Annotated in this window: 28 protein-coding genes; 10 read left to right on the top strand and 18 right to left on the bottom strand. The window is 61.1% G+C overall.

Features of this window, described 5'->3' with window-relative positions; translation table 11 throughout:
• On the bottom strand, positions 1-447 hold the full coding sequence (locus AC07UR_RS30540; protein ID WP_209792854.1) for a hypothetical protein: 447 nt from the start codon (positions 445-447) through the stop codon (positions 1-3).
• A 213-nt stretch (positions 448-660) separates the two neighbouring features.
• On the opposite strand from AC07UR_RS30540, the gene AC07UR_RS30535 reads away from it, so the two are divergent.
• Together AC07UR_RS30535 and AC07UR_RS30530 are read left to right on the top strand one after the other, a co-directional pair.
• Positions 661-1,275 carry a cytochrome b gene (locus tag AC07UR_RS30535; protein WP_209792852.1) on the top strand — a complete coding sequence of 205 codons (615 nt, stop codon included), beginning with the start codon at positions 661-663 and terminating at the stop codon, positions 1,273-1,275.
• A 3-nt stretch (positions 1,276-1,278) separates the two neighbouring features.
• Complete coding sequence (locus AC07UR_RS30530) at positions 1,279-1,881, top strand: YceI family protein (protein ID WP_209792850.1); 603 nt, start codon at positions 1,279-1,281, stop codon at positions 1,879-1,881.
• A 35-nt stretch (positions 1,882-1,916) separates the two neighbouring features.
• On the opposite strand, the gene AC07UR_RS30525 is transcribed toward AC07UR_RS30530, so the two are convergent.
• From AC07UR_RS30525 to AC07UR_RS30500, 6 genes are all read right to left on the bottom strand, one after another.
• Entirely contained in the window at positions 1,917-3,371 is a 1,455-nt protein-coding gene (locus AC07UR_RS30525) for an aspartate aminotransferase family protein (RefSeq protein WP_412728419.1), read from the bottom strand.
• Between the two features lie 11 nt (positions 3,372-3,382).
• On the bottom strand, positions 3,383-4,393 hold the full coding sequence (locus AC07UR_RS30520; RefSeq protein WP_209792846.1) for an NAD-dependent epimerase/dehydratase family protein: 1,011 nt from the start codon (positions 4,391-4,393) through the stop codon (positions 3,383-3,385).
• Positions 4,390-4,830: an EamA family transporter gene (locus AC07UR_RS30515; RefSeq protein ID WP_173419787.1), complete on the bottom strand. Its 441-nt coding sequence runs from the start codon at positions 4,828-4,830 to the stop codon at positions 4,390-4,392. Before AC07UR_RS30515 ends, AC07UR_RS30520 begins: the two co-directional genes overlap by 4 nt.
• A 93-nt stretch (positions 4,831-4,923) precedes the next feature.
• Positions 4,924-6,246, bottom strand: coding sequence for an FAD-binding oxidoreductase (locus tag AC07UR_RS30510; RefSeq protein ID WP_209792927.1), 1,323 nt, complete (start codon positions 6,244-6,246; stop codon positions 4,924-4,926).
• Complete coding sequence (locus tag AC07UR_RS30505; protein WP_209792845.1) at positions 6,243-7,685, bottom strand: UbiA family prenyltransferase; 1,443 nt, start codon at positions 7,683-7,685, stop codon at positions 6,243-6,245. Before AC07UR_RS30505 ends, AC07UR_RS30510 begins: the two co-directional genes overlap by 4 nt.
• Before the next feature lie 129 nt (positions 7,686-7,814).
• Entirely contained in the window at positions 7,815-8,747 is a 933-nt protein-coding gene (locus AC07UR_RS30500) for an alpha/beta hydrolase (RefSeq protein ID WP_209792844.1), read from the bottom strand.
• A 210-nt stretch (positions 8,748-8,957) separates the two neighbouring features.
• On the opposite strand from AC07UR_RS30500, the gene parE reads away from it, so the two are divergent.
• Positions 8,958-11,021 carry a DNA topoisomerase IV subunit B gene (gene parE / locus AC07UR_RS30495; protein ID WP_173419784.1) on the top strand — a complete coding sequence of 688 codons (2,064 nt, stop codon included), beginning with the start codon at positions 8,958-8,960 and terminating at the stop codon, positions 11,019-11,021.
• A 74-nt stretch (positions 11,022-11,095) separates the two neighbouring features.
• Here the strand turns inward: parE and AC07UR_RS30490 are convergent, their stop codons facing one another.
• A complete protein-coding gene (locus AC07UR_RS30490) occupies positions 11,096-11,575 on the bottom strand; it encodes a GNAT family N-acetyltransferase (protein ID WP_173421007.1) in 480 nt (159 codons plus the stop codon).
• Positions 11,576-11,817: 242 nt separating this feature from the next.
• Here AC07UR_RS30490 and AC07UR_RS30485 point away from each other — a divergent pair, with 242 nt between their 5' ends.
• Positions 11,818-12,234, top strand: a complete 417-nt coding sequence (locus AC07UR_RS30485; RefSeq protein WP_209792843.1) for a hypothetical protein — start codon at positions 11,818-11,820, stop codon at positions 12,232-12,234.
• 93 nt (positions 12,235-12,327) lie between these two features.
• On the opposite strand, the gene AC07UR_RS30480 is transcribed toward AC07UR_RS30485, so the two are convergent.
• Positions 12,328-13,467, bottom strand: a complete 1,140-nt coding sequence (locus tag AC07UR_RS30480; protein WP_209792842.1) for a DUF2336 domain-containing protein — start codon at positions 13,465-13,467, stop codon at positions 12,328-12,330.
• Positions 13,468-13,540: 73 nt separating this feature from the next.
• Between AC07UR_RS30480 and AC07UR_RS30475 the strand changes: the two genes are divergently transcribed.
• Entirely contained in the window at positions 13,541-14,245 is a 705-nt protein-coding gene (locus AC07UR_RS30475; protein ID WP_209792841.1) for an aldolase, read from the top strand.
• Between the two features lie 37 nt (positions 14,246-14,282).
• On the opposite strand, the gene AC07UR_RS30470 is transcribed toward AC07UR_RS30475, so the two are convergent.
• Together AC07UR_RS30470 and AC07UR_RS30465 are read right to left on the bottom strand one after the other, a co-directional pair.
• Positions 14,283-14,885 carry a flavin reductase family protein gene (locus AC07UR_RS30470; RefSeq protein WP_209792840.1) on the bottom strand — a complete coding sequence of 201 codons (603 nt, stop codon included), beginning with the start codon at positions 14,883-14,885 and terminating at the stop codon, positions 14,283-14,285.
• The gene (locus AC07UR_RS30465; RefSeq protein WP_173419779.1) at positions 14,885-15,469 is read right to left on the bottom strand and encodes a nitroreductase family protein; all 585 of its coding nucleotides are present in this window, start codon (positions 15,467-15,469) and stop codon (positions 14,885-14,887) included. Before AC07UR_RS30465 ends, AC07UR_RS30470 begins: the two co-directional genes overlap by 1 nt.
• A 99-nt stretch (positions 15,470-15,568) precedes the next feature.
• Between AC07UR_RS30465 and AC07UR_RS30460 the strand changes: the two genes are divergently transcribed.
• Complete coding sequence (locus tag AC07UR_RS30460; RefSeq protein WP_173419778.1) at positions 15,569-16,573, top strand: RgsD C-terminal domain-containing protein; 1,005 nt, start codon at positions 15,569-15,571, stop codon at positions 16,571-16,573.
• Positions 16,574-16,618: 45 nt separating this feature from the next.
• On the opposite strand, the gene AC07UR_RS30455 is transcribed toward AC07UR_RS30460, so the two are convergent.
• From AC07UR_RS30455 to AC07UR_RS30430, 6 genes are all read right to left on the bottom strand, one after another.
• Entirely contained in the window at positions 16,619-17,458 is an 840-nt protein-coding gene (locus tag AC07UR_RS30455; RefSeq protein WP_173419777.1) for a lysophospholipid acyltransferase family protein, read from the bottom strand.
• Between the two features lie 95 nt (positions 17,459-17,553).
• Positions 17,554-19,536: a threonine--tRNA ligase gene (gene thrS / locus AC07UR_RS30450; RefSeq protein WP_209792837.1), complete on the bottom strand. Its 1,983-nt coding sequence runs from the start codon at positions 19,534-19,536 to the stop codon at positions 17,554-17,556.
• 128 nt (positions 19,537-19,664) lie between these two features.
• A complete protein-coding gene (locus AC07UR_RS30445; RefSeq protein ID WP_209792835.1) occupies positions 19,665-20,204 on the bottom strand; it encodes a DUF1697 domain-containing protein in 540 nt (179 codons plus the stop codon).
• A gap of 17 nt (positions 20,205-20,221) precedes the next feature.
• Positions 20,222-20,650, bottom strand: coding sequence for a DUF2267 domain-containing protein (locus AC07UR_RS30440; protein ID WP_209792833.1), 429 nt, complete (start codon positions 20,648-20,650; stop codon positions 20,222-20,224).
• Positions 20,647-21,021 (bottom strand): membrane protein insertion efficiency factor YidD, encoded by a 375-nt coding sequence (gene yidD / locus AC07UR_RS30435; protein WP_209792831.1) that lies wholly within the window; start codon positions 21,019-21,021, stop codon positions 20,647-20,649. Before yidD ends, AC07UR_RS30440 begins: the two co-directional genes overlap by 4 nt.
• Positions 21,022-21,024: 3 nt before the next feature.
• Positions 21,025-21,471, bottom strand: a complete 447-nt coding sequence (locus AC07UR_RS30430; RefSeq protein WP_209792828.1) for an iron-sulfur cluster assembly scaffold protein — start codon at positions 21,469-21,471, stop codon at positions 21,025-21,027.
• 342 nt (positions 21,472-21,813) lie between these two features.
• Here AC07UR_RS30430 and folE point away from each other — a divergent pair, with 342 nt between their 5' ends.
• The 4 genes from folE to AC07UR_RS30410 all read left to right on the top strand — a co-directional run bounded on the left by folE (position 21,814) and on the right by AC07UR_RS30410 (position 24,279).
• Positions 21,814-22,431 (top strand): GTP cyclohydrolase I FolE, encoded by a 618-nt coding sequence (gene folE, locus AC07UR_RS30425; protein ID WP_173419771.1) that lies wholly within the window; start codon positions 21,814-21,816, stop codon positions 22,429-22,431.
• Positions 22,432-22,454: 23 nt separating this feature from the next.
• Positions 22,455-22,907: a phosphoribosyl-AMP cyclohydrolase gene (hisI, locus tag AC07UR_RS30420; protein ID WP_209792826.1), complete on the top strand. Its 453-nt coding sequence runs from the start codon at positions 22,455-22,457 to the stop codon at positions 22,905-22,907.
• Between the two features lie 134 nt (positions 22,908-23,041).
• Positions 23,042-23,320 carry a hypothetical protein gene (locus tag AC07UR_RS30415; RefSeq protein ID WP_209792824.1) on the top strand — a complete coding sequence of 93 codons (279 nt, stop codon included), beginning with the start codon at positions 23,042-23,044 and terminating at the stop codon, positions 23,318-23,320.
• Positions 23,314-24,279, top strand: coding sequence for a patatin-like phospholipase family protein (locus AC07UR_RS30410; RefSeq protein WP_209792822.1), 966 nt, complete (start codon positions 23,314-23,316; stop codon positions 24,277-24,279). Before AC07UR_RS30415 ends, AC07UR_RS30410 begins: the two co-directional genes overlap by 7 nt.
• Positions 24,280-24,437: 158 nt before the next feature.
• On the opposite strand, the gene AC07UR_RS30405 is transcribed toward AC07UR_RS30410, so the two are convergent.
• Positions 24,438-24,866, bottom strand: coding sequence for a CBS domain-containing protein (locus tag AC07UR_RS30405; protein WP_077498384.1), 429 nt, complete (start codon positions 24,864-24,866; stop codon positions 24,438-24,440).
• Positions 24,867-25,029: the final 163 nt, after the last annotated feature.

Below are 25,029 nucleotides of genomic sequence, written 5' to 3'. Positions count from 1 at the left end.
CTACGCCTTCACCGCAAGCGCCCTGCGGATTTCCGCCAGGTGCCGCCGGTCGAACAAATTGAACACCTCGTCACCCACCAACCGGTGGACGTCCTGGATATGGGGATAGGCGTTCTCGGCCTCGCCGAGTGCCAGGTAAGAGCGTGCAATGGTCATCGATGCGAGCGGCTGGCGCAGTGAAAGCGCCCACGCACGAACAAGCTTCGAAACGGCGATGCTGTCGCGGTGACGACCGACGTCGTGAAGCGCAGCACCGTAACCACCCTTGACCCAATAATAGAGATCTTCCCCCTCGAAATTTGCGTCCGCCAGTTGCGCGGCCAGCCGCCACTGTTCGAGCGCGTCCTCGAACCGGCGCTCCGTCGCCAGTGCAATGCCGGCGTTTGCGTGGTCCAACACCACGTTTTCAAGTGGGATCAACTGGTGTGTCGGCTTATTCTCGGTCATGATTGATGTTCCGCGATAGGTTGGATTTTTGCAGAGACCAGACCAGCCAGCCCGCGGCCTGATCACAAGCAAATGAGGCGTCTTTCGCGCGCATCAACGTAAACGGCCCGCAGATTTACGGTATCGTCGGCGAATAAAAGCCAGGGCCTGTGGGTCCCATCCGAGCGACCAGAGCGAAGTCTTGGACTTCGTCTGAAATCGCGGGAGCTTGCCATGCTGCGAAACAGCAGATCGACATTCGGTTGCGTGACGATCGTCCTCCATTGGGCGATCGCCGCTTTGATCCTTGGCCTGATCGCGCTCGGCTTCGCCATGCGCAGACTATCGCTGGATCCGGCGTTGCAATTCTCACTCTACCAATGGCACAAATCGTTCGGCTTTACCGTGCTTGCTCTCGCGGCGCTTCGGGCCGCCTGGCATCTCCTCGAGCGGAAACCAGAGGCGACCGCGGGCCTTTCGCCACTTGAACGGCAGGCATCGGCAACAACGCATGTTGTGCTGATCGTTCTCACCTTGGCGGTGCCCCTTGCCGGCTGGGCGGTCGCGTCGACATCGACCCTGAACATTCCGAGCTTCTATTTCGACTGGTTCGTCATCCCGCATCTGCCGATGGCGAAATCAGAGGCGGCCGAGACCGTCTGGACGTCAACGCACGCGATCCTGGCCTACGTGATGCTCACCCTCGTCCTCGTCCACGCCCTGGCCGCTCTCTACCACCACATCATCAGGCGCGATGAGGTTCTGGCCCGCATGTTGACGTTGCGACAGCGGCGTCACGGCGAAACCGAGAAAGCCAGCGGCGCGCCCCTGGTTGCCAAGAGGAAATAACCCATGATCATGCAGAAATCGAAACCATCGCCATCAGCATTGGCACTTTGTATCGTGCTCACGAGCGCATCTGGACCAGATATTGCCAGAGCCAGTGCTCCGCAACTCCAGGACGCTGCCGGCAACTACGGCATCACCGGGGCGTCGCGCGTCCATTTTTCCGTCGCCCAAGTCGGTGGCGGCGGCATTGTCGGCGACTTCGGCAAATTCTCAGGCAATTTTCGCATAGACGGCAACAATATCAGCCGCTCGTCAGTCGAGTTCACGCTCTATCCCGACAGTGTCGAGACCGGAGAAAGTCGCGTCGAAGACTTCCTGAAGTCGAGCGCAGTCTTCGACAGCGCAACCTACCGCACCGTCACCTTCCGCTCGACCAGCATCACGCAGACCGGCCCTGACTCAGCCGCTGTCGAAGGCACCCTGACCGCGCGCGGCAAAACCCGGAAGGAACGTTTCTCGGTAAAGCTGACGGACTGGAACAGCCGCTCGATCTCGTTCATGATCCGGGGCAGCATCTTTCGCTCGCCCTATGGCATGGCCGTCGGGACACCGATCTATTCCAACGTCGTCGAATTCGACATGAACATAAAGGGGCAGAAGCACTAAGCGCCCTGCCCCCTCTCAATCGATTGCGAACGCTATCAGCTGCCGATCTGACTGCCGACGAAGTCCTTGACGATACGCACGATCCCACGGCCCAGGAGCGCGTCGAGCGCGGCAATGAACTGGTCGACATGAGCACGTTCGCAGATCAGCGGCGGCTCAAGGCGGATGACGTTGCGATTGTATTCGGTAAAGGCGACAAGCACGTCGTAGTCGCGCAGAAGCAAGGCGCCGATGAAGCCCGAGAGCGATCCCTTCAGCTTGTCGTCGAGCACGGAAACCACGGGACGCAGTACCATCGGCAATGTCTGGCTGAAATCCTGGAACTCCAGGCCAACCATCAGGCCCTTGCCGCGCACATCCTTGATGATCTTCGGATACTTCTCCTTCAACGCCTGCAGACGCTCAAGCAGATAGTCGCCGCTGTCGGCGGCGCGATCGATCAGATGATCATCGTAGAGCACGTTGATGCCCTCGATCGCTGTGACGCAGGCTTCACCCATGCCGCCGAACGTCGCCATGGCGTGGATCATCGCCGTCTTCGATGTGCCATAGGCTTTCATGTAGACTTCGCGCCGCGCGATCATCGCGCCAACCGCCGCCTTGCCGGCACCGAGCGACTTGGCGAGAGCGGTAACATCAGGCACGACCCCATAATGCTCGAAGGCATAGAAGCGGCCCGAGCGGCCATAACCGCATTGCACTTCGTCCGCGACCCACAGAACGCCATAGCGATCGCACAGAGCGCGGAGTTGCTGCCAGTACTCGGCCGGTGCCTGGATGATGCCGCCGCCGCCCTGGATCGTCTCGAGCACGATGACGCCGATCTCCGGATCGGACTGGAAGGCTTTCTCCACGGCCGCGATATCGGCGAAGGGAACACGGACCGTGTTGTCAGTGAGCTTGAAATCGGCGCGGTAGAGCTGGCCGTCGGTGATGGCAAGCACCCCCTTGGTCTTGCCGTGGAAAGAATTTTCCGCGTAGACGACCTTCGGTCGCTTTGGGCCGGCGGCGCGTTCGGCAAGCTTGATCGCTGCCTCCATCGCCTCGGAACCGGACGACCCGAGGAAGACCATGTCGAGGTCACCGGGCGAGCAGGCGGCGATGTTCTTGGCGAGCGCCGCGGCATATTGCGACATGAAGGCGATGGCGATCTCGTGGCGCTTCTCGTCCTGGAACTTCTGACGCGCTTCGAGAATGCGCGGGTGGTTGTGGCCAAAGGCCAGCGAGCCGAAGCCGCCGAAGAAATCGAGGATCTTCCGGCCGTTCTGGTCGGTGTAATACATGCCCTCGGCGCTTTCGATCTTCACCTTGTGAAAACCAAGCAGCTTCATGAAGTGCAACTGGCCTGGATTGAGGTGGTCCTTGAAGGCCGTGGTGATATCGCCGATCGACATGGCTTTCGCCTGCTCGACCGTGAGCAGGTTTGGCCTTGCGACGCCACCTTCTTGCGACGGTGCCGAGACGGCTGTGCGGTTCGGTCTATCCAGCATGGTCATTCCCCTCACTCGGCCGGTACGGCAGTGGCGTTTTGTATCGTGGCACCGGACTTCTTGGCCCGATATTCGTCATAGGCGGCAACCAGCATATCGCCGTCGTTGAACTCCGGCCGCCAGCCGAGCTGATGCTTCAGCTTGCCCGTCTCGCGCACGCACAGTTCGTCGGCAATCAGGTACTGCTCCGGATCCATGATCGGCTTGTTGATCAGATCGAAGAGTGCAAGCGTCTGCTTGACCGCGAAGGCGGGCGTCGGCAGCAGGAAGGATTTTGAGCCGGCATGCTTGATCAGGTTGCCGAGCAGTTCGCGAACCGATGGCGGATTGTCGGAGCCGAGGTTGTAGGCCTCGTTGGGCACGCCGCCTTTCCAGGCAAGCCGCGCCGCTTCGGCGCAATCGAACACCGAGATGAACTGGTATGGCACCTTGCCAGAACCGATCATCGGCACCGGCAGGTTCATGTCGATCAGCTTGAACAGTTTTTCGAGAATGCCGAGACGACCGGGGCCGATGATCAGGCGCGGGCGGAAGATCGAGATGCTCATGCCCTGCTTGCGCCATTGCACGGCCAGTTGTTCTGTCGCCCACTTCGACTTTCCGTATTCGCCGAGCGGCTTTGCCGGATGGTCCTCGGTCTGCGGTGACTGAACCGTGTGGCCGTAGATCATGTCGGTGGTGAACTGCACAAGCCGCGAGGCGTTCGCTACACCCATGGCCTTCATGATGTTCTCGGCGCCGTAGTAGTTGACCGGCCAGAAGAAATCCCAACGCTTCGAGCGGATCTGCAACGGCGACAGCATCTTGGCCGCCATGTTGTAGACCATGTCGTCCGGACCGATGCCGACCTTCAGCACATCGCTCACCTGCGTCACGTCGCAATGGACGAAGCGCGCGCGGCTGTAGTGCGGCAGATCGGATTTGACGATATCGGCGACGACGACATCTTCGCCGTCCTGAACGAGGCGCTGCGCCAGATGCCGCCCGACGAACCCGTCGCCACCAAAGATAATATGCTTCATGACTTGCTCCCGAAATCTGCTGTTCTTGCTCCAGCCGCATCGGCCGGCGTTTCGTCGCTATGGGAAGACATGCCCGACTGGGCGATCAGGACCGTTCCGACGCAGATGAGCGCGATGCCGGCGATGCGCCAGGCATTGAGATCCTCGCGGAAAACAAAGTAGGCGAAGATCGCAACCGCCACGTAGGCCAGGCTCAGGAACGGATAGGCGAAGGAAAGCTCCACCTTCGACAGCACGTAGAGATGCGATGCCATGGAGATGACGAAGGTCGCGAGCCCCGCAAAGACCCATGGATTGAAAACGATCTGGAACAGGCGAACGATCGCCGTCTCTGCCGTCATCGAGATCGGCCCGAGCGACATCATGCCCTGCTTCAGCATCAGCTGTGCGGCCGCATTGGTCAGCACAGTGAAGAGAATGAATGGAATATATTTCATAGTTTTACTCCCAGTCCCGGGAACTGAACTACACGCAAGAGGCGCATATTCCGTGAAGTTCGCGCATTTAATTTAATAAAATTGTCCGCATTCTCATTTTGACAAAGCCAACGCGGTGCGGCGCCAGAAGTTCGACGTCAGCGCCGGATCGCGCAACGCCTCGAGCTTCCGCCAAGAAGTGAAAGACTTTTCAAAGACTTGTGGGCTCATGCGCGCATCCTTGTAAGGATTGATCGCGCCCTCGGCCTCGATGACGATCGCGTCCAAGCGGTCCAGCAGCTTTACCGTCCGTTCACCCTGATTGGCGAAGTCGAGCGTCAAGGTAAAACCAGGCCGGGGAAACGACAGCAGGCCGCGCGAGGCGACGTTCCCAAAGCGCTTCAACACCGTGAGGAAGGATGCATGTCCGGCACGACGCGCCGTGTCCATCAGGATCGCAGTGATTTCCCGGGCATTCTCGGCAGGGTAGACGCTCTGGTGCTGATAGAGCCCCTTTGGACCGTAAAGCCTGTTCCACGCGCCGATGGCATCGAGCGGATAGAAGTAGGACGTCCACGGCACCGTCGAAACGGTTTCGCCCGGCTTCTCCTTGCGGAAATAGTATTCGTTGAACGCCTTGAGCGTCGCGAAGTTGAGAAGGTTGAAAGGTGGCGAGAACGGCACCGAGAGTTTCATGCCTTTCGGCATGTCCGGAAACTCGCACGAGCCATCCGCATGATCCCCGGCGAGCAGGACCCCACGGCCCATGCGCCGTCCGGTTGCAAGCTGGTCGATCCAGGCGACGGAGTATTCATGCTCCTCGTCGACGCCGTCGACCAGACCGAAGTATTCGTCGAGATTGTCGAAACGAATGGCGTGCTGCTGAACATGTGGCGACGGCACTTTGTTGAGACGAAGGCTCACGGTCAGGATCAAACCGGTCAGCCCCATGCCGCCGATCGTGGCTGCAAACAGCTCCGGGTTTTCCTGTGGCGTGCAGGTCAAGCGTTCGCCATTGGACCGCAAAAGCGTGAAGCCGGTGACGTGATTGCCGAAGGTCCCCCGCGCATGATGGTTCTTGCCGTGAACATCGTTGGCAAGCGCGCCACCGATCGTGACGAAAGCCGTGCCGGGCGTCACCGGAAGAAAGAAACGGTGGGGAATGGCACGTGCAAGAACGTCGCCAAGGGTAATGCCCGCCTCGCAGGTCATCATGCCGGTGCCGGGGTCGAACGCGAGTATGCGGGCGTGGCGGCGATTGTCGATCAGTACGCCCAGATCGTTGTGGCAGCTGTCGCCATAGCTGCGACCGTTGCCGAACGGGAGGAACGTCTCCGGCTCGATCGAACCGATGCGATCTTCGTAGTCGTCCGGCGAAATGCCCTGCCGCGGCCGGCGATCGAGCCGGCCCCAGCTTTCGTAATCTTGCGTGTTCATTGCGGCCCGACAGCTCCGAAAAGGATGAGTAACGCCCCGACCAGCATGGTCAGCTGGCTGCGCCAGTCGCGCATGATGAAAACGACAGGATCCTCGTGCAGCATGCCACGACGTGCAAGCATCCAGATCCGCAACAGCATATAGAGCACCAGCGGGCAGAGCGGCCACAACGCCCACGGCGTCGTGTACATTTCCTGCAGTTCCTTGCTGTGCACATAGAGCGCAAGCACCAGGGCCGAGGTGAAGGCTGAGGCCACGCCTGCCTGTCCGACCATTTCGAAATCGACCGCGAGGTAACCACGGCCAGGAACGGCGCCACCATCCTTGTCGTCGAATTCATGCAGTTCAACGTAGCGCTTCACCAGCGCCAGGCTCAGGAAGAAGAAGATCGCAAAGGACACCAGCCAGAAGGAGAGCTCCGTTCCGGTCGCAGCGGCGCCGGCGACGATACGGGTGGTGTAGAGGCCGGCGAGCGTGAAGACGTCGACGAGAAGCTTGCGCTTGAGCACGAAGGTGTAAGCCGTCGTCGCACAGGCATAAAAAGCGAGTACGCAGGCAAATTTCCAGGGAAGCAGAAAGGTCAGCGAAACCGAGGCGAGGATCAGGCAGACTGCCAGCATCAATGCTGTCGGCACCGACATCTGACCGCTGGCCAGCGGCCGGTTGCGCTTCTTTGCGTGCCGCCGGTCGTTCGCCAGATCGGACAGATCGTTGATGACGTAGACGGCGGAGGCGAGGAAGCTGAACGCGAAGAATGCGATGATAACACTCACGAGCGCATCGACATGCAGCACTTCGTGATTGAGGATCATCGGCACGCCGATCAGCACGTTCTTCGCCCACTGATGGACCCGGATCGACTTCAGCGGGGCAAGCATGCTGACCTTGCCGGTGTCGAGTTTCTCCGCGTCGTGGTTGCGGCGCCATTTCTCGGCGGCCGCATCGGGTGCCACGACGATCGCCCGGCGCGCAACGTCGAAAACCGCGATGTCGTCGCGGCTGTTGCCCATATAGTCGAAACCGCCTTTGCCGAAGCGTTCGACCAGCGCGTCACGCTTCCGGCTGCTCGTCATGTTGAGCGTCTCTGATGAATGCATGATCGACGCAAAGAGGCCGACATGTGCTGCGACGTCGTGGGCGACGGAAGCTGCCGCGCCGGTCACCAGCACAATCTCGCGTCCGTCGGCACGTTCGGCCGACAGGCGGTCCAGGACGACCTGGCGGTACGGCCAGTCCTCCGCCTTTCGGCCCGAGCGCAGGGCAACCTCATGTTTCAGGCGTGCCTTGCCCTGCCACAACCACATAAGCATCGGCACAAGCATCAGCGGGTTGCGCAGCAGAATGATCGCGGCGCCTTCCCATAGCGTATCGGCGGCCAGCAATGTGCCGTCCAGGTCGACACACAGCGGAACCTGCCGTGTTTCGGTACGCGCATCCATGAAATATACCCCAGCAATATCTGCCGAAGATCATCGCGCCGATCGCTTTCAAAGGTGGAAACAAGCGGCCAGGTTGCACCCGGAAATTGCCGGTCTGGTTAACAAATGCCGAGTGCTGGACGGTGCGTTTCAGCGACTGCCGATCCAGTTCAAGGCGTCGCGCCAATCGGTCATGCGAACCGGCGTTCCGTGCGAACCGGTTTCAAACAGCACGAAGCGGGTCGGGTATCCCTGCCCTTTCAACGCACCATAGAGGGCCTTCTGGCTCTCGGCCGGATAGACGCTATCCTTGCTGCCATGGCTGAAGAACATCGGCAGCCTTGCCTTGTACGCGGCACTCTTGGTGAATTCGGGATCGGCGACGCCGCCCATGATCATCATGCCGCCAAGGGCCGCAACGGCACCGGCATCTCGGGCCACACCCCAGCAGATGAAGCTGCCCATGGAAGCGCAAGCCAGCACGACCGGCCGACCGCCGGAGCGCTCGGCAACAAGCTTGATCAAGCCGGCAACATCCGCCGCCCCGGCCGTATCGAACGACCGGACGCTCGGTGCATAGTAGACGCCGCCATTGGCGACAGCCAGGTTCTTCAGGCGATTGAAGTTGCCACCGAACGAAAAGTCGTTGGCGCCTAGCCGCCGGTCGCCGCCTCGCCCGTGGATGAAGATTACGCTGAATGCGGCGCCCTGCTCCCGACCGACGCGTGTTACATCAAGAGAACGCCCACCGATTTCGATAGTTTCGTTGACTTGATCTCCCTTGACACCAAGCGAAACGAAGGCACGCTTGACCCGCCGCTCTGGAATTTCGTCACGCCCATTGATGTCGCGCAGCTCCTGATAATCGACGACGCGGTAATCGCCGTTGTCGCTCTGCTCAAGCACGGTGCCGTAGGAAAACAGATCATCCTTGTATGGCTTCAACACCTGCGCCGCGGCGGAAGTAGTGGCCCCGGCAACAAGCCCGAAGGACAGCACGATGGCGCTAAGCCGACGAAAGCAAAAATGAGCTGTGGACACGGACAACGAAGGGCTCCCTGGTTCGTCGCAAAGCCTTGCCATCGGCTCGGCACCAAAGCAACAGTTGGTGACAGGTGCCAACGCTCAGGCTTTAATTTGCAGGCATTCGGCGCCGCCATTCTCCTTTTGTTCGCACAATCGGCAAGAGTCTGGCAGAATTCGGGTGATTCGAATGACTGGGGATGGCGACAAGACCACGGTCTTGCTATGGCCTTGACCACCTCCGCACGACAGGAATGATCTAGACGCCCCATGGACGACAGCAACGACCTCTTCTCTGCAATGCCCGAACAACCGAAGCCCGTTGCGCCGGAAGCCGCGCCCGCTGCACGAGCGGCACCGGTCCCGCGTGAGGAACCGCGCCCTGCCCCCAAGAACAGCGGCAGCGACGACTACGACGCTTCGGCAATCGAGGTGTTGGAAGGGCTGGAGCCGGTCCGTCGGCGTCCGGGCATGTATATCGGCGGCACCGACGAAAAGGCGCTGCACCATCTCTTCGCCGAAGTCATCGACAATTCGATGGACGAAGCGGTGGCGGGCCATGCCAACTTCATCGACGTCCATCTCGATGCCGACGGCTATCTGTCGGTGACCGACAACGGCCGCGGTATTCCGGTCGAAAACCACCCCAAATTCCCCGGAAAATCGACGCTCGAAGTCGTCATGACGGTGCTGCATGCGGGCGGCAAGTTCGATGGCAAGGCGTACGAGACCTCCGGCGGTCTGCACGGCGTCGGCGTTTCCGTGGTGAACGCGCTTTCGGACGATCTGGAGGTCGAGGTCGCCAGAAACCGCAAGCTTTATCGTCAGCGCTTTTCGCGCGGCGTACCGCAGGGCGGGCTGGAAGAACTAGGTGACGTCCACAATCGGCGCGGAACGCGGGTTCGCTTTCATCCCGATCCGCAGATCTTCGGACCGCATGCCCGCTTCGAGCCGGCGCGGCTATTCCGCATGGCCCGCTCCAAGGCCTATCTGTTCGGCGGCGTCGAGATCCGCTGGTCGTGCGATCCGTCGCTGCTGCTGGAAGGCTCCGAAATTCCGGATCGGGCGGTGTTCCATTTCCCGGGCGGCCTGAAGGACTATCTCGCCGCCACGCTCGGCAAGGAATTCACCGTCACCCGCGAGATCTTTGCCGGCAAATCCGAGAAATCGAACGGCCACGGCTCGCTCGAATGGGCGGTCACCTGGTACGGCGGCGACCAGCAGGTCCATTCCTATTGCAACACCATTCCCACACCCGAAGGCGGGACGCACGAGGCGGGTTTCCGCATCGCGCTCACCAAGGGTCTGAAGAACTACGCCGAGCTGACGCAGAACAAGCGTGCCGCGATCATCACCACCGATGACGTGATGATTTCAGCCGCCGGCATGCTGTCGGTTTTCATCCGCGAACCGGAATTCGTCGGCCAGACGAAGGACAAGCTGGCAACCGTCGAGGCGCAGCGCATCGTCGAAAACGCCTTGCGCGACCCCTTCGACCATTATCTTGCCGACAATCCGGCGGAGGCTGCAAAGCTGCTCGAATGGGTGATCGAGCGTGCCGACGAGCGCGTTCGCCGCCGCAAGGAAAAGGAAGTCAACCGCAAGACCGCCGTGCGCAAGCTGCGCCTGCCCGGCAAGCTTGCCGACTGCTCGCAGAACACCGCTGATGGCGCCGAACTTTTCATCGTCGAAGGGGATTCGGCTGGCGGCTCGGCCAAGCAGGCGCGCAATCGCGCCAACCAGGCCATCCTGCCGCTGCGCGGCAAGATCCTGAACGTCGCCAGCGCCGGCCGCGAAAAGCAGGGCGCCAACCAGCAGATCGCCGACCTGATCCAGGCGCTCGGCTGTGGCACGCGCAGCAAGTACCGCGAAGAGGATCTTCGCTACGAGCGCATCGTCGTCATGACCGACGCCGACGTCGACGGCGCACATATCGCCTCGCTGCTGATCACCTTCTTCTATCAGGAGATGCCCGAGCTCATCCGCGGCGGCCACCTCTATCTCGCCGTGCCGCCGCTTTATCGCCTGAGCCAGGGCTCAAAGACGCTTTACGCGCGCGACGATGCCCATCGTGAAGAACTGATGCGCACCGAATTCAACGGTCGCGGCAAGGTGGAAGTCGGCCGTTTCAAGGGTCTTGGCGAGATGCTGCCGGCCCAGCTCAAGGAAACGACGATGGACCCGAAGTTCCGCACGCTGCTGAAGGTGCAGATCGACGACGTCGATTTCGAAGGCACGCGCGAAGCCGTCGACAACCTGATGGGTACGAAGGCTGACGCACGCTTTCGCTTTATCCAGGAGCGGGCAGTGTTCGCCGACAATCTCGACATCTGATCGACCGATCCGTCGCGGTGCCTATCTGCCTGCAGGCAGACGGGCACCCGCTGTGGCGCCAGAAGCGACAAGGCCTATCCGTCGAGATCAGCCGGCTGCAGCACCTTCTCCATGAACAGGCTTAGCGGGTCCAGCTGATAGCCGCCGAAAGGCGGACGCTCGACATATCCGCTGTTTCTGTAAAGTCCGATTGCTTCCGGTTGGTGAATGCCGGTTTCAAGTCGGATCACGTCAAGCCCGATGCTCACGGCGTGATGCTCGAGTGTCTGTAAAAGGTGCTTGCCGACTTTCAGCCCCCGCGCTTGCGGATCGACGAACATGCGCTTGATCTCCGCCGTGCCATCGCCGGCTTCCACCAGCGCGCAGCAACCGACGATCGCCCCGTCGAAGCGGGCAACGAAGAATGATACGTCCGGCTGCTCCAGCGCCGATACATCGACAAGATGATTGCTTTCGGCGGGATAGAGCGAGGCGGCATAGGCGTCCGACATCTCCAGGAGGCGCAGGATTTCCGGCTGCCGCGGCGGCTCTTCGGCAATCGTGACTTCAGGCAATTTTTGATCCATGGCTGATTCTGAGTTCTGGTACGGTTCGCGGAAGAAACTACGGTCGGGCGTATCGGGAGCCAATACGTCAAATTGCGCAACAAACGGACCTGCCCCATCAAACCGAATGACGCGACGAAACAAATTGTTTCTGCGCATTCAAGCCATCGCCCCATTTCAGGAAGAATCACACAGGCATAAGTTGACGTCGAAAAACGCACAATCATGCACCAGATGGACACAGCTAGACCATGAAAGCCGCCCTGATCGTCATGACCATTCTTGGCTGTGACCACGACGTGAACCAGTGCCAATATATTTCGACCGTGGATGGGGCATGGCCCTCAATCGCGCAGTGCGATACGGATTCGCAGAAGCAGCTGCCACGCTTCTCCAACGCCAACTATCCGGTGGTCGTTGCCGTCTGCGAGAGCTCCGGCCCCGGCCTTGCAACCAACGAACCGCAGCAGGAGGTGGCTGCTCCGCTACCACGGCCCGAGACGCCATCACCTCAGGTGACCGAGCCGCAACCGGGCCTGCCGAAACGGACGTTGGAATTTCTCTCCGGCGCCGTCCCCGACCGCGAGAAGCTGAAAAGCCTCGTCAGCAAGCCGGTTCACTACATCGAGGACGGTTACTCCTGGGTGGCGCGGCGGTTCACCGACTGACGCAGGAAGGCGAGATCAGCATCAACGCGTATGCCGGCGGCGTGACCCCAACGAAGCTGTAGCCCCTTCGGCGTCAACTTCGGTGAGGCAACGTCAGGCGGCTTGGCGCGCGGCCAATTGAGCATAGTCGCGAGCAGACTGCCGCTGCTCGGCAAAGGCCAGTCGCTCAAGAATTTCCGCCATTGCATTGCATGCCGGCGAAGACGCACCTTGGCCGCGCAGGCTTGTAAGCAGCGCCGAGCAGACGGAGGCGCGGCAATCGTCAGCACCCGTATTGCCATCCCTGCGCCAAAGAAGGACCGCTTCGGCAAACGCTTCGCTGACGTCGCGCCCGAGACCGGCGCTCTCGAACAACGCGCGGATCGAATGAATACGGCCGCTCGAAAGGATCGAGCGAACGCGCTTTTCCGCAACGCCGGAGAGGTCGACGATCGCGGCCGAGAAAAACTCCGCCCGGCCCGTGACAAGTGCGTGCAGCAGGAAGGCCGGCGTCAGACGGCCGGTTTCGCGCAGATGGGCGACGAGGTTCGGCAATTCGTTCACTGCCAGGGCACCAGCCATGCCGACCGCTGCGACATCACAGGCCTCGCGCGTGACGCGCTCTACCCGTGACGTGCCTATCGCCATCTGGACCAGGCCGAATGCGGCAAGGGCTGCCCCAACCTCTTCGACAAGCGCGTGCCGCGCGTCACCTGGAAGATCAGCACGATCAAGCAGAAGGTCGCGGACGGATGCGGAATGGCCGAGGCGGTCGGCGATCCGCTTCAACGACCGGCGCGACAGTTGCGCGCCGGCGTTTTCCAGCAGGATCAGCATTTCTTCTTCGCCGCCGATTTCGGCGATAGCGGCTGAGACCGAGCGGGAAACGAACGTACGCGCCGCAATCAGCGCCCGCGTTTCGACCGAGCCGCGGGCAGCAAGATCGACAAGATCATCGTCCGTCAGAACGGGCGAGCGTGAAATGACGATATAGGCGATCTCAGGCTGGTCTTCGGCAAGGCCGAGAACGATGGCGCGCGGAACATCGGACGATACGGCAAGCACGTCCGCCAGAGCGAAACGCACCTTTGGCGAGGGATCGTCGAGCAGAAAGGTCATGGCCATTTCGGCGGCCTGACGATCGATGCCGTTCATCTGCGCGTCGACATACGCCCGGCCGAGGGCTCGTGCAGCGCGAGCCCGATCGCCCGTTCTCGCCGTTTCCACCCAGCGAAGAAATGCTTGTATGATCACCGACGCCCCACTAGACACCCAAAGCCACCTGATGTTGGAAACCTAGCCGGCAAAGGTTTAAGATTGGTTCACCATGTCCGTTAACCGCTTCAAAACCATGAAGCCGCTGCTGTTTCAGGGCGCCGAAGCGCCTGTCCCCCCGTCCTCTATCCTCGGAAGTGTTGATGGCCTCATTGTCGAACTCAGGTTTGGTGGCGACACGCTTGCTCGACCAGCGGGCGTCGCGAGAAGCACCTGTCGCATCTTCGCACGGATCCCTCCGATCAACCGCGTGACGGAGGATGCGCTCTTCGCGCTGCTCCGCAACGATATTGACGGCGTCTTGCTCTCCGAATGCCGGAGCCGTGCGGACGTGCAGAAGCTCGACGTCATGTTGCGTGTCGCAGAGGCAAGCACCGGTTCTCGTCCGCAACAGATCGCTATCCTTGCCGAATATGGTGCCGTCCCGGAAAGCGTGCTTTCACCCTACTCCCTTCACGAAAGCTCACCACGTCTCGAAGGACTTGTGTTCGACGGCCAAAAGCTAGCGGCGGCGACAGGCTGCGAACCACTCCCGGTACGGCAGGACCAGGTCACGGCGGCACCTGTTGCCGCCGGGCGTGCCGCCACCGTTCTTCGCGCCCATGAAGCGGGTCTTGCCTGTTACGACGTGCTGCCGCAGACGGCCATCACTGAGCTTGCTGCCCGGCAGGCATTTGCTGCCAGCCGCGCGGATGGGTTTTCATCCGTGGTCTGCCGCTCCCCGGAGCAGGCGGCATGGCTGAATAGCGACGATTGACGCGATCGGCCGCAGGCATCAGCGAATCGAAAACGGTTCAGCGCGTCGGCCGCACCATCTGGAACACATCGCCACCGTCGCAATAATCCATGTAGCCGAGGCGCGCGAGCGGCCGCACCGTCGCCATATCGAAACGACCGTCGCGGATTGCCTCGTCGCGAATGTGGATGCCGACGACCTGGCCGATGACGACGTAATTGTCCGAGGGCTCGCCATCGAGCCCCTTGGGCTGGAACATTTCGGTCATCCGGCATTCGAGCGCCGCATAGGCCTCGCCGACGAACGGCGCATTGACCAAGGTGCCGTCAACCGGCGTCAATCCGGCAATCTCGAACTCGCTCTCTCCATGGGGGGCCGCGATCGAGGTCTTGTTGACGGCCTCGCTCAGGTTGCGGCTTGCGAAGCTGGCGGTGAATTCGCCCGTTGCCTCGATGTTGCGCACGGAATCCTTGTAGCCGCTGGACGAGAACATCACGAGTTTTGGCCGGTCGCTGATCGCATTGAAAAAAGAATAGGGCGCGACATTCAGCGACCCGTCCGCAGCGCGGGTGCCAATCCAACCGATCGGCCGCGGCGAGACGATGGCCTTGAACGGATCGTGCGGCAGGCCATGCCTGTTTGCGGCCGTATCGTAGAACATCAGGCTTCTTCTCCGACCCAGGTGACGATCTCGGCCAACTCCGGGCGCGGACGCTCGGTCGGCGGAACCATGGCGGTGCCGATGTGAATAAAGCCGGCGACCCTTTCGCCCGGCTCGACACCGAGCAGCGGATACGCCGCTTCGTCAAAAGCGTACCATTCGGTCAGCCAGTTGGAAGCGTAGCCCAGCGCGTTGGCCGCCATCAACAGGTTGAGGCAGACGGCACCGGCCGACATCTGCTGCTCCCATTCGGGGATCTTGAAATGCGGGGCCGCTTTGCTGACCACTGCGACGACCACGGGCGCACGCGACAACCGTGTCTCTTCCACCTTGATCATTTCTTCCGAAAGATCAGGTTTCTTGGCGAGTGCCATTGTCTTCAATTCGGCGCTGATGCGGGCTCTCTCTTCGCCACGGTAAACGATGAACCGCCATGGAGCGAGCTTGCCGTGATCCGGCACGCGCGAGGCGAGCGTCAGCATTTCCTCGACTTCGGCCTTGCCAGGTCCTGGCTCACCCATCTGAAAAGCGGGAATGGATCGCCGGGACGCGAGATAATCAACGAGCTTTATTTCGGTTTTCATATTGGGTGAATTCCACTATTTTGCCGCCGACCGGCAGCCACGAAAATGCCATACCGGCGTCTCAAGTGGAGTCACCCAGTCAGGAAGTCAACTGCTCTCATGCGCACCTGCCCTCGTATTTTCATTAGAACCGGTTTGGCGGTCGCACTCGCAAGCATCACCGCCGGCAGCGCCTTGGCGCAGGATGCGACCGAGGCTTTCGAGAGCTTTCCGTCGATTTCCGGAACGCGCAAGATGCCGAAGCTGACCGGCTTCAGCCCAATGACCACCGACCCGACACAGGAAGGCACGCTGAAGGACGTGAAGCTCGAGGCGCTTCTCACCGGCAAGGGCCACCCGGTCGAGGCGGGCCTGACCTGGCGGGTGTTCAGCCCCATCCCTGGAAGCGATGGCAAGCTGCCGCTGCTGGCAACGTCGGAAGGCGGATCAACGGCCTTCAGCCTGGTACCAGGCGAGTATTTCGTCAACGTCGCATTCGGACGTGCGGCCGCCACGCGCAAGATCCGCATCCCGGAAGACGGCGCACTCGACAAGCAGGTGCTGGTGCTCGATGCCGGCGGCATGACGCTGAACGCTGTCTCCGGCAGCGATGTGCGCATACCTCCGGGCGAACTCAGCTTCTCCATCTACTCCTCCGAAACGCAGGGCGATGGTGAACGGGCGCTGATTGCCGCCGACGTGAAACCCAGCACCGTCATCCGTCTTGGCGCCGGCACCTACCATGTCAGCTCCAACTACGGCACGACAAACGCGGTGATCACCGCCGACATCCAGGTGGAAGCCGGCAAGCTCACCGAGGCGACGATACAGCACAAGGCCGCAAAGCTGACGCTGAAGCTGGTTTCCGAAGCGGGTGGCGAAGCCATCGCCGATACCGGCTGGTCGATCCTCACTTCGGCCGGCGACATCGTCGACCAGGAGGAAGGCGCGTTCCCGACGCTCGTTCTTCTCGAGGGCAACTATACGGCCGTTGCGAGAAACAAGAACAAGATCTACCAGCGCGATTTCACGGTGAAGGCCGGCGTCAACACCGACATCGAAGTGCTGTTGACCAACGGCGGCGCCGCCGCAAGCCCGGAAGCGGCCGCGGAAGCGCAGGATTGATCTTACGGTGGAGGGCTGGCGTTAAGGCAAATGCCTCATGCCGCGTTAGCCGGCGCGCCTGAGAAAGCGACGACGCGGCGGAGCCATCGAAAACACCGCCTCATAGATCCGACCGAGCAGATCCTTGCGGTCGCCATGCGCGCAAAGCTCTTCCCATGTCAGGATATGCCCGATGCGGGCCGCGATCGTAGTACCCGACAATCTCCGGAATTCGCGGATCAGCAGCGAGATCCGGAGCGTGAGCGACACCTTGCTCGCGAGATGGAAGATGCGCCCGTTCTGCCCTTCGAAGTAGATCGGTATGACGCTGGCGCGCGCCGCCTGAATGAGCTTGGCGGGAAAGATCTTCCACGGCAGATCCTCGGCCCTACCCCAGCCCGAACGTGCCGTTGCCACCCCGCCGGCGGGAAAGATCACGATCGTCACGCCCTCTTTCAGCAGCCGCACGGCCTCATGGCGTGTAGCCATGTTCAGCGCCAGCGCTTCCTTCGTTTCCTCGAAAGACACCGGCAGCGAATAGGGCGCCATCTCCGGCACCTTCAATAGCTCGTTGTTGATCAGCACCCGGAACGGCCGGCCGAGTTGCTCGGCGAGTGCCAGAACAGCGATACCGTCGCCGATGCCGAACGGGTGATTTGCGACGATGACCAGCGGCGTGTCCGGCAAGTGGCGCGGAGGCCATTCGCCCTGAAGCCGCAGGCGCACATCGATCAGCTGCAGCATCTCGCCGAAGATACGGTCGCTCTTGCCGACAATGTCGGCCCGCCAGCGGGCATAGAGCTTGGCGTATCGGTTGCGACCCGCCAAGCCTTCCATCGAGCGGATGAACCAGCGCTTCAGGCGCCGGTCATTTTCGTTTGCGTAGGACAGCTCTTTGAACTGCACGGAAGTCTCCGATGGATGGCCCGGTACAAGGCGCTGCAGTATCCGGATATTCCGCTAATATGACAGTTTACTGACAGAGCGAAGGTCCCGGGGTGTTAACCCCGGGCTTTCTTTTCCGCCTTGCGCTTGAGATCGGGCGCCGTCGCTTCGGCAGAGAGCGAAGCGATCGCCTCGTCGAGCGACATCGCCGTCTGCGCCTGTGAGCCGAGACGGCGGATGTTGACCGACCGCTCTTCCGATTCGCGCTTGCCGCAAACGACGATGACCGGAACCTTGGTCACCGAATGCTCGCGGACCTTGTAATTGATCTTCTCATTGCGGAAGTCGGTCTCGACGGTCAGCCCGGCGTCGCGCAGAAGCTCGGCGACCTCGCGACCGTAGTCGTCGGCTTCCGAGGTAATCGTCGCGACGACGACCTGCAGCGGTGAAATCCACAGCGGCATGTGGCCGGCGAAGTTTTCGATCAGAATGCCGAGGAAGCGTTCCATCGAGCCGCAGATCGCGCGGTGGATCATCACCGGCTGACGCTTTTCCGAATCCTTGTCGATATAGAAGGCGCCAAAACGTTCCGGCAGGTTGAAGTCGACCTGCGTCGTGCCACACTGCCATTCGCGGCCGATGGCGTCCTTCAGCGTATATTCGAACTTCGGACCGTAGAACGCGCCCTCACCCGGCAGGATGCCTGTCTTGATCCGGCCCTCGGACTGCGCCTCAATCGTCTTCAGCACGTCGGTCATGACGCTTTCGGCGCGATCCCAGAGCTCGTCGGAACCAACGCGCTTTTCCGGACGGGTCGACAGCTTGACGACGACTTCCTTGAAGCCGAAATCCTCATAGACCGACAGGATGAGATCGTTGATGCGCAGGCACTCGGCCGCCATCTGCTCATCGGTGCAGAAGACGTGCGCATCGTCCTGGGTGAAGCCGCGCACGCGCATCAGCCCGTGCAGCGCGCCCGACGGCTCGTAGCGATGAACGTTCCCGAACTCGGCCAGCCGCACCGGCAGTTCGCGGTAGGACTTCAGGCCGTGCTTGAAGATCTGGATATGACCCGGGCAGTTCATCGGCTTCAACGCGAAGACGCGCTCATCGTCGGTGTCATCGCCGGCAACGGTCACCTTGAACATGTTGTCGCGGTACCAGCCCCAGTGGCCCGAGGTTTCCCACAGCGACTTGTCGAGCACCTGCGGTGCGTTGACTTCCTGGTAGGTATTGGCAAGCCGCCGGCGCATGTAGGCCGTCAGCGTCTGGAACAGACGCCAGCCCTTGCCATGCCAGAACACGACGCCGGGACCTTCTTCCTGGAAATGGAAGAGATCCATCTCGCGGCCGAGGCGACGGTGGTCGCGCTTTTCCGCTTCGGCCAGGATGTGCAGGTACTGGTCGAGCTCTTCCTGCGTATGCCAAGCCGTGCCGTAGATGCGGGTCAGCATCGGGTTGTTGCTGTCACCGCGCCAATAGGCGCCGGCAACCTTCATCAGCTTGAAGGCCGTGCCGATCTGGCCAGTGGACACCAGGTGCGGACCGCGGCAGAGGTCGAACCAATCGCCCTGGTAGTAGATCTTCAGATCCTGGCCTTCCGGGATCGCGTCGACGAGCTCGACCTTATAGGCCTCGCCCTTGTCGGCGAACACCTGGCGGGCCTTGTCGCGCGACCAGACTTCCCGGGTAAACGGCTTGTTGCGGGCGATGATTTCCTTCATCCGCTTCTCGATGACCGGCAGGTCGTCGGGCGTGAACGGCTCGTTCTTGGCAAAGTCGTAGTAGAAGCCGTTGTCGATCACCGGACCGATGGTCACCTGCGTACCGGGCCACAGTTCCTGCACGGCTTCCGCCATCACGTGTGCCGCATCGTGACGGATCAGCTCAAGCGAACGCTTGTCGTCGCGGGTGACGATTTCGATGCGGCCATCGGCGATGGTGTCGGACAGGTCGCGCAGCTCGCCGTCGAGCGCAATGGCGACAGCCTTCTTGGCCAGCGACTTCGAAATCGACTCGGCGACATCGCGCCCGGTCGTGCCCGGGGCGTATTCGCGGACGGAGCCATCAGGAAATGTAAGGGAAACGGGATTCGACATCATGATCTCCTATCCAGTCCCGCCAACGAATGCGGGTGGTATGGTGTGGTATGACTGACCGGCTTGGGCCGGCTATTTGACGCAGGCCTGATAGAGGTTTTTCGAGGCCGAGTAAAGGCAAGGCGAGCCTAGCTGCCGAGCAGCGCGGCCAGGCCCTTCACCGTGTTCCAGTTGCGAAACGTACCGACTCCAAGACGTTTTTTGGTCAAGGCGCCGAGCAGTTTCGATTCGCTCGCCTGGCCGGTGAAATGAACCCAGAGATCACCATCGACGACCGCCAGCCGCTCGCCCGCCGTGCAATAGCGTTCGAAATCAGCAGGCACCGTGCCGGACAATGGCTGGCGCATCACGCGAACATGAACGCGGGTACCGTCCTCCTCGCCTTCGGCATGAAACGGATTGGTCGCGGCGAGCCTCTTCCAATCGACGCCGGGGCGCACGATGATGTCGACATGACGGCCGAACGTTTCGGCAAATGCGTTCTCGAGCGCTGCCTCCAGATCGTTGACGTTGGCGTTATCAGCGTCGAAGAGCAGGTTGCCGGTGGCGACGAGCGTCCGCGGAGACCGGTGGCCAAGTCTCTCAGCCATGGCCCTCAGGTCCGCCATGACGACGCGGCGCCCTTCGCCAAGCACAATGCTGTAGAGCAACGCTATGTAACTGTTCACACGAGGTACTCCCTGGCTCATGCACGCCAGAAGTCGGCGGCGCCGGCCGGGAGACGCGCCAACACGCGATCGAGCTTCGCTTCGTCGATATTCTTCCTTAAGGCAGCCGCCACATCCGCAATCGCCGTATCCGGCGAAATGTTGTGATCGCCGTGGAACGCCTGCACTTCAAGCGTCATCGTCGTACGGCCTGAAAATGGGCTCCTTGGCGCCTCAAGATCCCACGCGGCAACGAAAATCGCTCTTAGAACCGGCGGCAGGACATCAGCAAACAGGATCGCATCCTCGACGTCCAGGCGGCAGCGAAAGGTCTGCAGCACGGCCTGAACCATCGTATAGGCCTGGTTCGTCGTCTGAAGCCCCGCGATGTCGCGGGCATCGACGATAAACCGGTCGAAATCGACCGACGCCTGCCGGTACTCCATCGGGATGGTCATCGCGTTCATCCGCCCTTCGGCCGCGGCTGCCAGTAGCGCCACGGTGCATACCAGAGATGCCTGGCTTTCAGGCGTTCCGACACCGGGTCGAAACCGTGAGTGCCGCCAGGGCCGCAACGCGTCACGCGGAAAAACGTCATCCAGCCGCCTGCCCACAAGCCATGGCGCGCGATTGCTTCATAACCATATTCCGAGCAGGTCGGCAGATGCCGGCAGGCATTGCCGATGAAACTGGAAAGGGTCAGCTGATAGGCACGAATGAGGGCCATGCCGATGAGACGCCCCGGCGTCTTGCGGAACGGACCGGCCCAATTGCGCCCCTTGTACGCAGACACGGGGCCCGCCGCTGTCGAATGTTCACAATGCGGATCCCGGCACATGGCTCAAACGGCCGTTGCCAGACGCCTGGCCTGGATCTGGCCGATCGCATCGACGACAGCATCGAAGGTGAGCATGGTCGATGCGTGGCGGGCCTTGTAGTCCTTCACAGGTCTGAGGAAGCGCATATCCTCGAAACGGCCCGTGGGGCCTTCGCCGTCGGCCTTCAGCATCGCCAGCATCTCGTCGCGCGCCTGGCGGATTTCGCTCGCCTGCGCGCCGACCACATGGCGCGCCATGATCGAAGACGATGCTTGACCGAGCGCGCATGCCTTCACGTCGTGGGCAAAATCGGTGACCACGTCGCCGTCCATCTTCAACCAGATCCGCACTTTCGAGCCACAGAGTTTCGAATGGGCCACCGCTTCGGCATCGGCATTTTCGAGGATCCCGATGCGCGGGATATTGCCGGCGAAGTCGAGAATACGATTGTTGTAGATGTCATCCATCATGTGACGCGTTCCGGCTGATTTTTCGCGGTTTTGGGTGATCGGCGCATGATTTTCTCCTGTAGGCAGGAAAAAAGCACGACGCAGTCCCCTCGGCCTCTTTCATCTCTATGGCACCATACTATATGCTATGTCGTGTTGGGGCGACAGTTCCGCAAGAGGACCAAATGTCGCCTGTTGTTTGGGAAACCGTGCCGGACGGTCCATTGCACTGCTAAGCAAGGACCAGAAAGCCCCGGAGCCCGCCGACGGAACCCAAGCCTGCAGGGTTAGGCGAATGGCCAGTGGCGAGTTGTCCGAAAGATAAAACGTCAAGCAATCCCCGTATTGCGCAAAGAGGCCATTATGGATGCCATAGTGAAGAATTTCCCCGTGCTCGACAATGCGAGCGACCGGCCGACGCAGAAGGAAGCCGAGGACGCCGTGCGCGTGCTGCTTCGCTGGGCCGGCGACGATCCGAGCCGCGAAGGCCTGCTGGATACGCCTGCACGCGTCGCCAAGTCCTACCGCGAGCTTTTCAGCGGCTATGATCTTGCAGCCGAAGACGTGCTCGGCCGGACCTTCGAGGAGGTTGCCGGCTATGACGACATGGTGCTGGTCAAAGACATCCCGTTCTACTCCCATTGCGAACACCATATGGTACCGATCATCGGCAAGGCGCACGTCGCCTATCTGCCCAACGGAAGAGTACTGGGTCTCTCCAAGATCGCCCGCGTGGTCGACATCTATGGACGTCGGCTGCAGACGCAGGAATCGATGACGGCGCAGATCGCCCGGGTGATCGATGAAACGCTGGCCCCACGTGGTGTCGCGGTGATGATCGAGGCCGAGCATATGTGCATGGCGATGCGCGGCGTTCAGAAGCAAGGCTCGACAACACTGACCACCACATTTACGGGTACGTTCCAGACCGAACCGGCCGAACAGGCCCGTTTCATGACGATGCTGCGGGGCTTCAAGTAAGGCTCCAATCAACGGAGCCTTCGATGACGCTGACCTTCGAGACCCCCTCTTCCAACAAGGCCGAACTGGAATCCGGTCCGGCCTTCACACCCCGCTTCGATGACAAGGGCCTGATCACGGCCGTCGTCACCGACGCGCGCGACGGTGAGTTGCTGATGGTCGCGCACATGAACGCCGAAGCGCTGGCGCTGACGATCGAGACCGGTGTCGCCCACTATTACAGTCGCTCCCGCAAGAGCCTGTGGAAGAAGGGCGAAAGCTCCGGCAATCTGCAGACGGTGAAGGAAATCCGCACCGATTGCGACCAGGACGCCATCTGGCTGAAGGTTTCGGTCGCCGGGCACGATGCAACCTGCCACACCGGCCGCCGCTCCTGCTTCTATCGCACGGTCGGCGTCGAGCAGGGTCGTGCGACCGTCACGATCACTGACGATCATCGGCATTTCGACCCGAGCAAGGTTTATGACAAAAATTAAGCATTGCGCACCTTTTTGGCGCGGGTGCATACTGCGTTTATATTTTGGTAACCCAGCGGGCGCCTAATCCTTTGGCAAGGATACAGTTTCGCCGGGAACGTCCGCAAGCCGGGCAGTATTGCAGACTGTAGCGAATGTTTATCGACCCCGCCGCACGCGGCGACAGGATCGATGGTAATCTGAGTAACGGTGCCAGTCTTTCAGCAATGATTAAGGACAAGGCCGGCACCAGCGCCGGCTTGGCAGGGTATCCTCCAGACAAGCGCGCTCAAAAATTATTGCGTGGTTCCAGGATCGAATCGGGTCTTCGGAAGTTTGAGTCAATGCATGGAGCGCCACAACGCCCTTCGCGCATTCTGAAGGACGTGTTGCGCTGCCAGGTGTTCGGCGGTGTTGGAGGTGCCGGATGTTGAACTGGACTTTTACGCGTAGCAGCCAGATTGCCGACCTGACCGACCCGGATGGGTCATCACTCTCGACAACACCATCAGAACCCGCCGTGCCGCCCAAACCGCCGAAGATCGCCATCGCCCTTGGTGGCGGCGCCGCCCGTGGCTGGGCGCATATCGGTGTGCTCCGGGCGCTTGACGAAGAAGGCATCGAAGTCGGCATGATCGCCGGAACTTCGATCGGAGCCCTTGTCGGCGGCTGTTATCTCGCCGGCAAACTTGATGAACTTGAAACGTTCGCCCGCTCCCTCACCGTCAGGCGCATTGCCGGCCTGCTCGATTTCGCAATCGGCGGCGGCGGCCTGTTCGGTGGGCTGCGCTTGACCAAGCGCATGCAGGAGCATCTGCAGGGCTTGAGCATTGAAGGCCTCGACCGACCGTTTATCGCAGTTGCGACCGAAGTGCATAGCGGCCATGAAGTCTGGTTGGAAAAAGGCTCGCTGATCACCGCGATCCGCGCCTCATACGCCCTGCCCGGCATCTTCGAGCCGATCAAGGCCAACGGCCGGATGTTGATGGACGGCGCGCTCGTCAATCCCGTCCCCGTTTCCGTCTGCCGCGCTCACGAACAACAGCTCGTCGTCGCGGTGAACCTCAACTACGACCTCTATGGGCGCTCTGCCGTCGTCAAGCACAACGCCGGCTCCGAGACCCACGATACGCTGCCCGCCAAGGAGCCGACGCACCATTCTGCGCGCATGGGCATGACCAGCGTCATGGTTCAGGCTTTCAACATCATCCAGGATCGGATCTCGCGCGCACGTCTTGCCGGCGACCCGCCGGATCTCGCGCTCCATCCGAAGCTCAACGATATCGGGCTTTCGGAATTCCACCGCGCCGGCGAGGCGATCGATCGCGGTTATCAGGAAGCAAAGGCCAAGCTCGCCGAAATCCGCCGCATGCAGGAAGTTCTGGTCCGCTGACGACAGGCACTACGCCAGGCTTTCGCTTTGCCCCAAGGGATCGCCGTACCGGTCGCATGTTTCGCGAAAGGCCATAACGCGAACAGGCGCTCCGCGCGAATGTTCGAGATCATGCCGCAGACGGGTGACGAAAGGGCGGCGGCAACCGCCCTTTACCACTATCCGGCGATGTAGGCCTTGATGTGCTCGGCCTCTTGCTCCATGGCGCGGATGTGATGCTTGATCACGTCGCCAATCGAAATGATGCCGGCCAGGTGCCCATTGGTTTCAACTGGGAGATGACGGGCCCGCAACTTGCTCATCATCTCCATCAGCGTATCGACTGACATGTCCTCGGTGCAGCAATAGACGTTCTGCCACATGACAGCCGAAACCGGCTTCTCCAGACAGGCTGCCCCGTGTTTGGCGATGGCGGCGACGATATCGCGCTCGGTCAGGATGCCGGCGATCTGATCATCCGCATCGATGATGATCACCGCGCCGATATGATTGTCACGTAGAAGGACTGCAGCCTGTTGAACCGTCATGCGAGGACCGACGGTCACGACGTTCCGGCCTTTTTCATTGAGTATCGCTTTTACTGACATGCGCACTTCTCCCCGTTGCGACGACGCCGGGTCGGCGAGGAAGGTTCCGGCCTGTCGTGTGCGGCACAATCGGGCAATGGAACCTATACCCTTTCCGATGCTGTCAAGGTCAACGCGACGCTCCTCAGGGACGCAATCGACCTGCCGGCACCCGGCCTTCACG

The sequence above is a fragment of the Ensifer sp. GW821-FHT05G01 genome (assembly GCF_059419585.1).
This window is presented reverse-complemented; position numbering and strand designations above follow the sequence as displayed.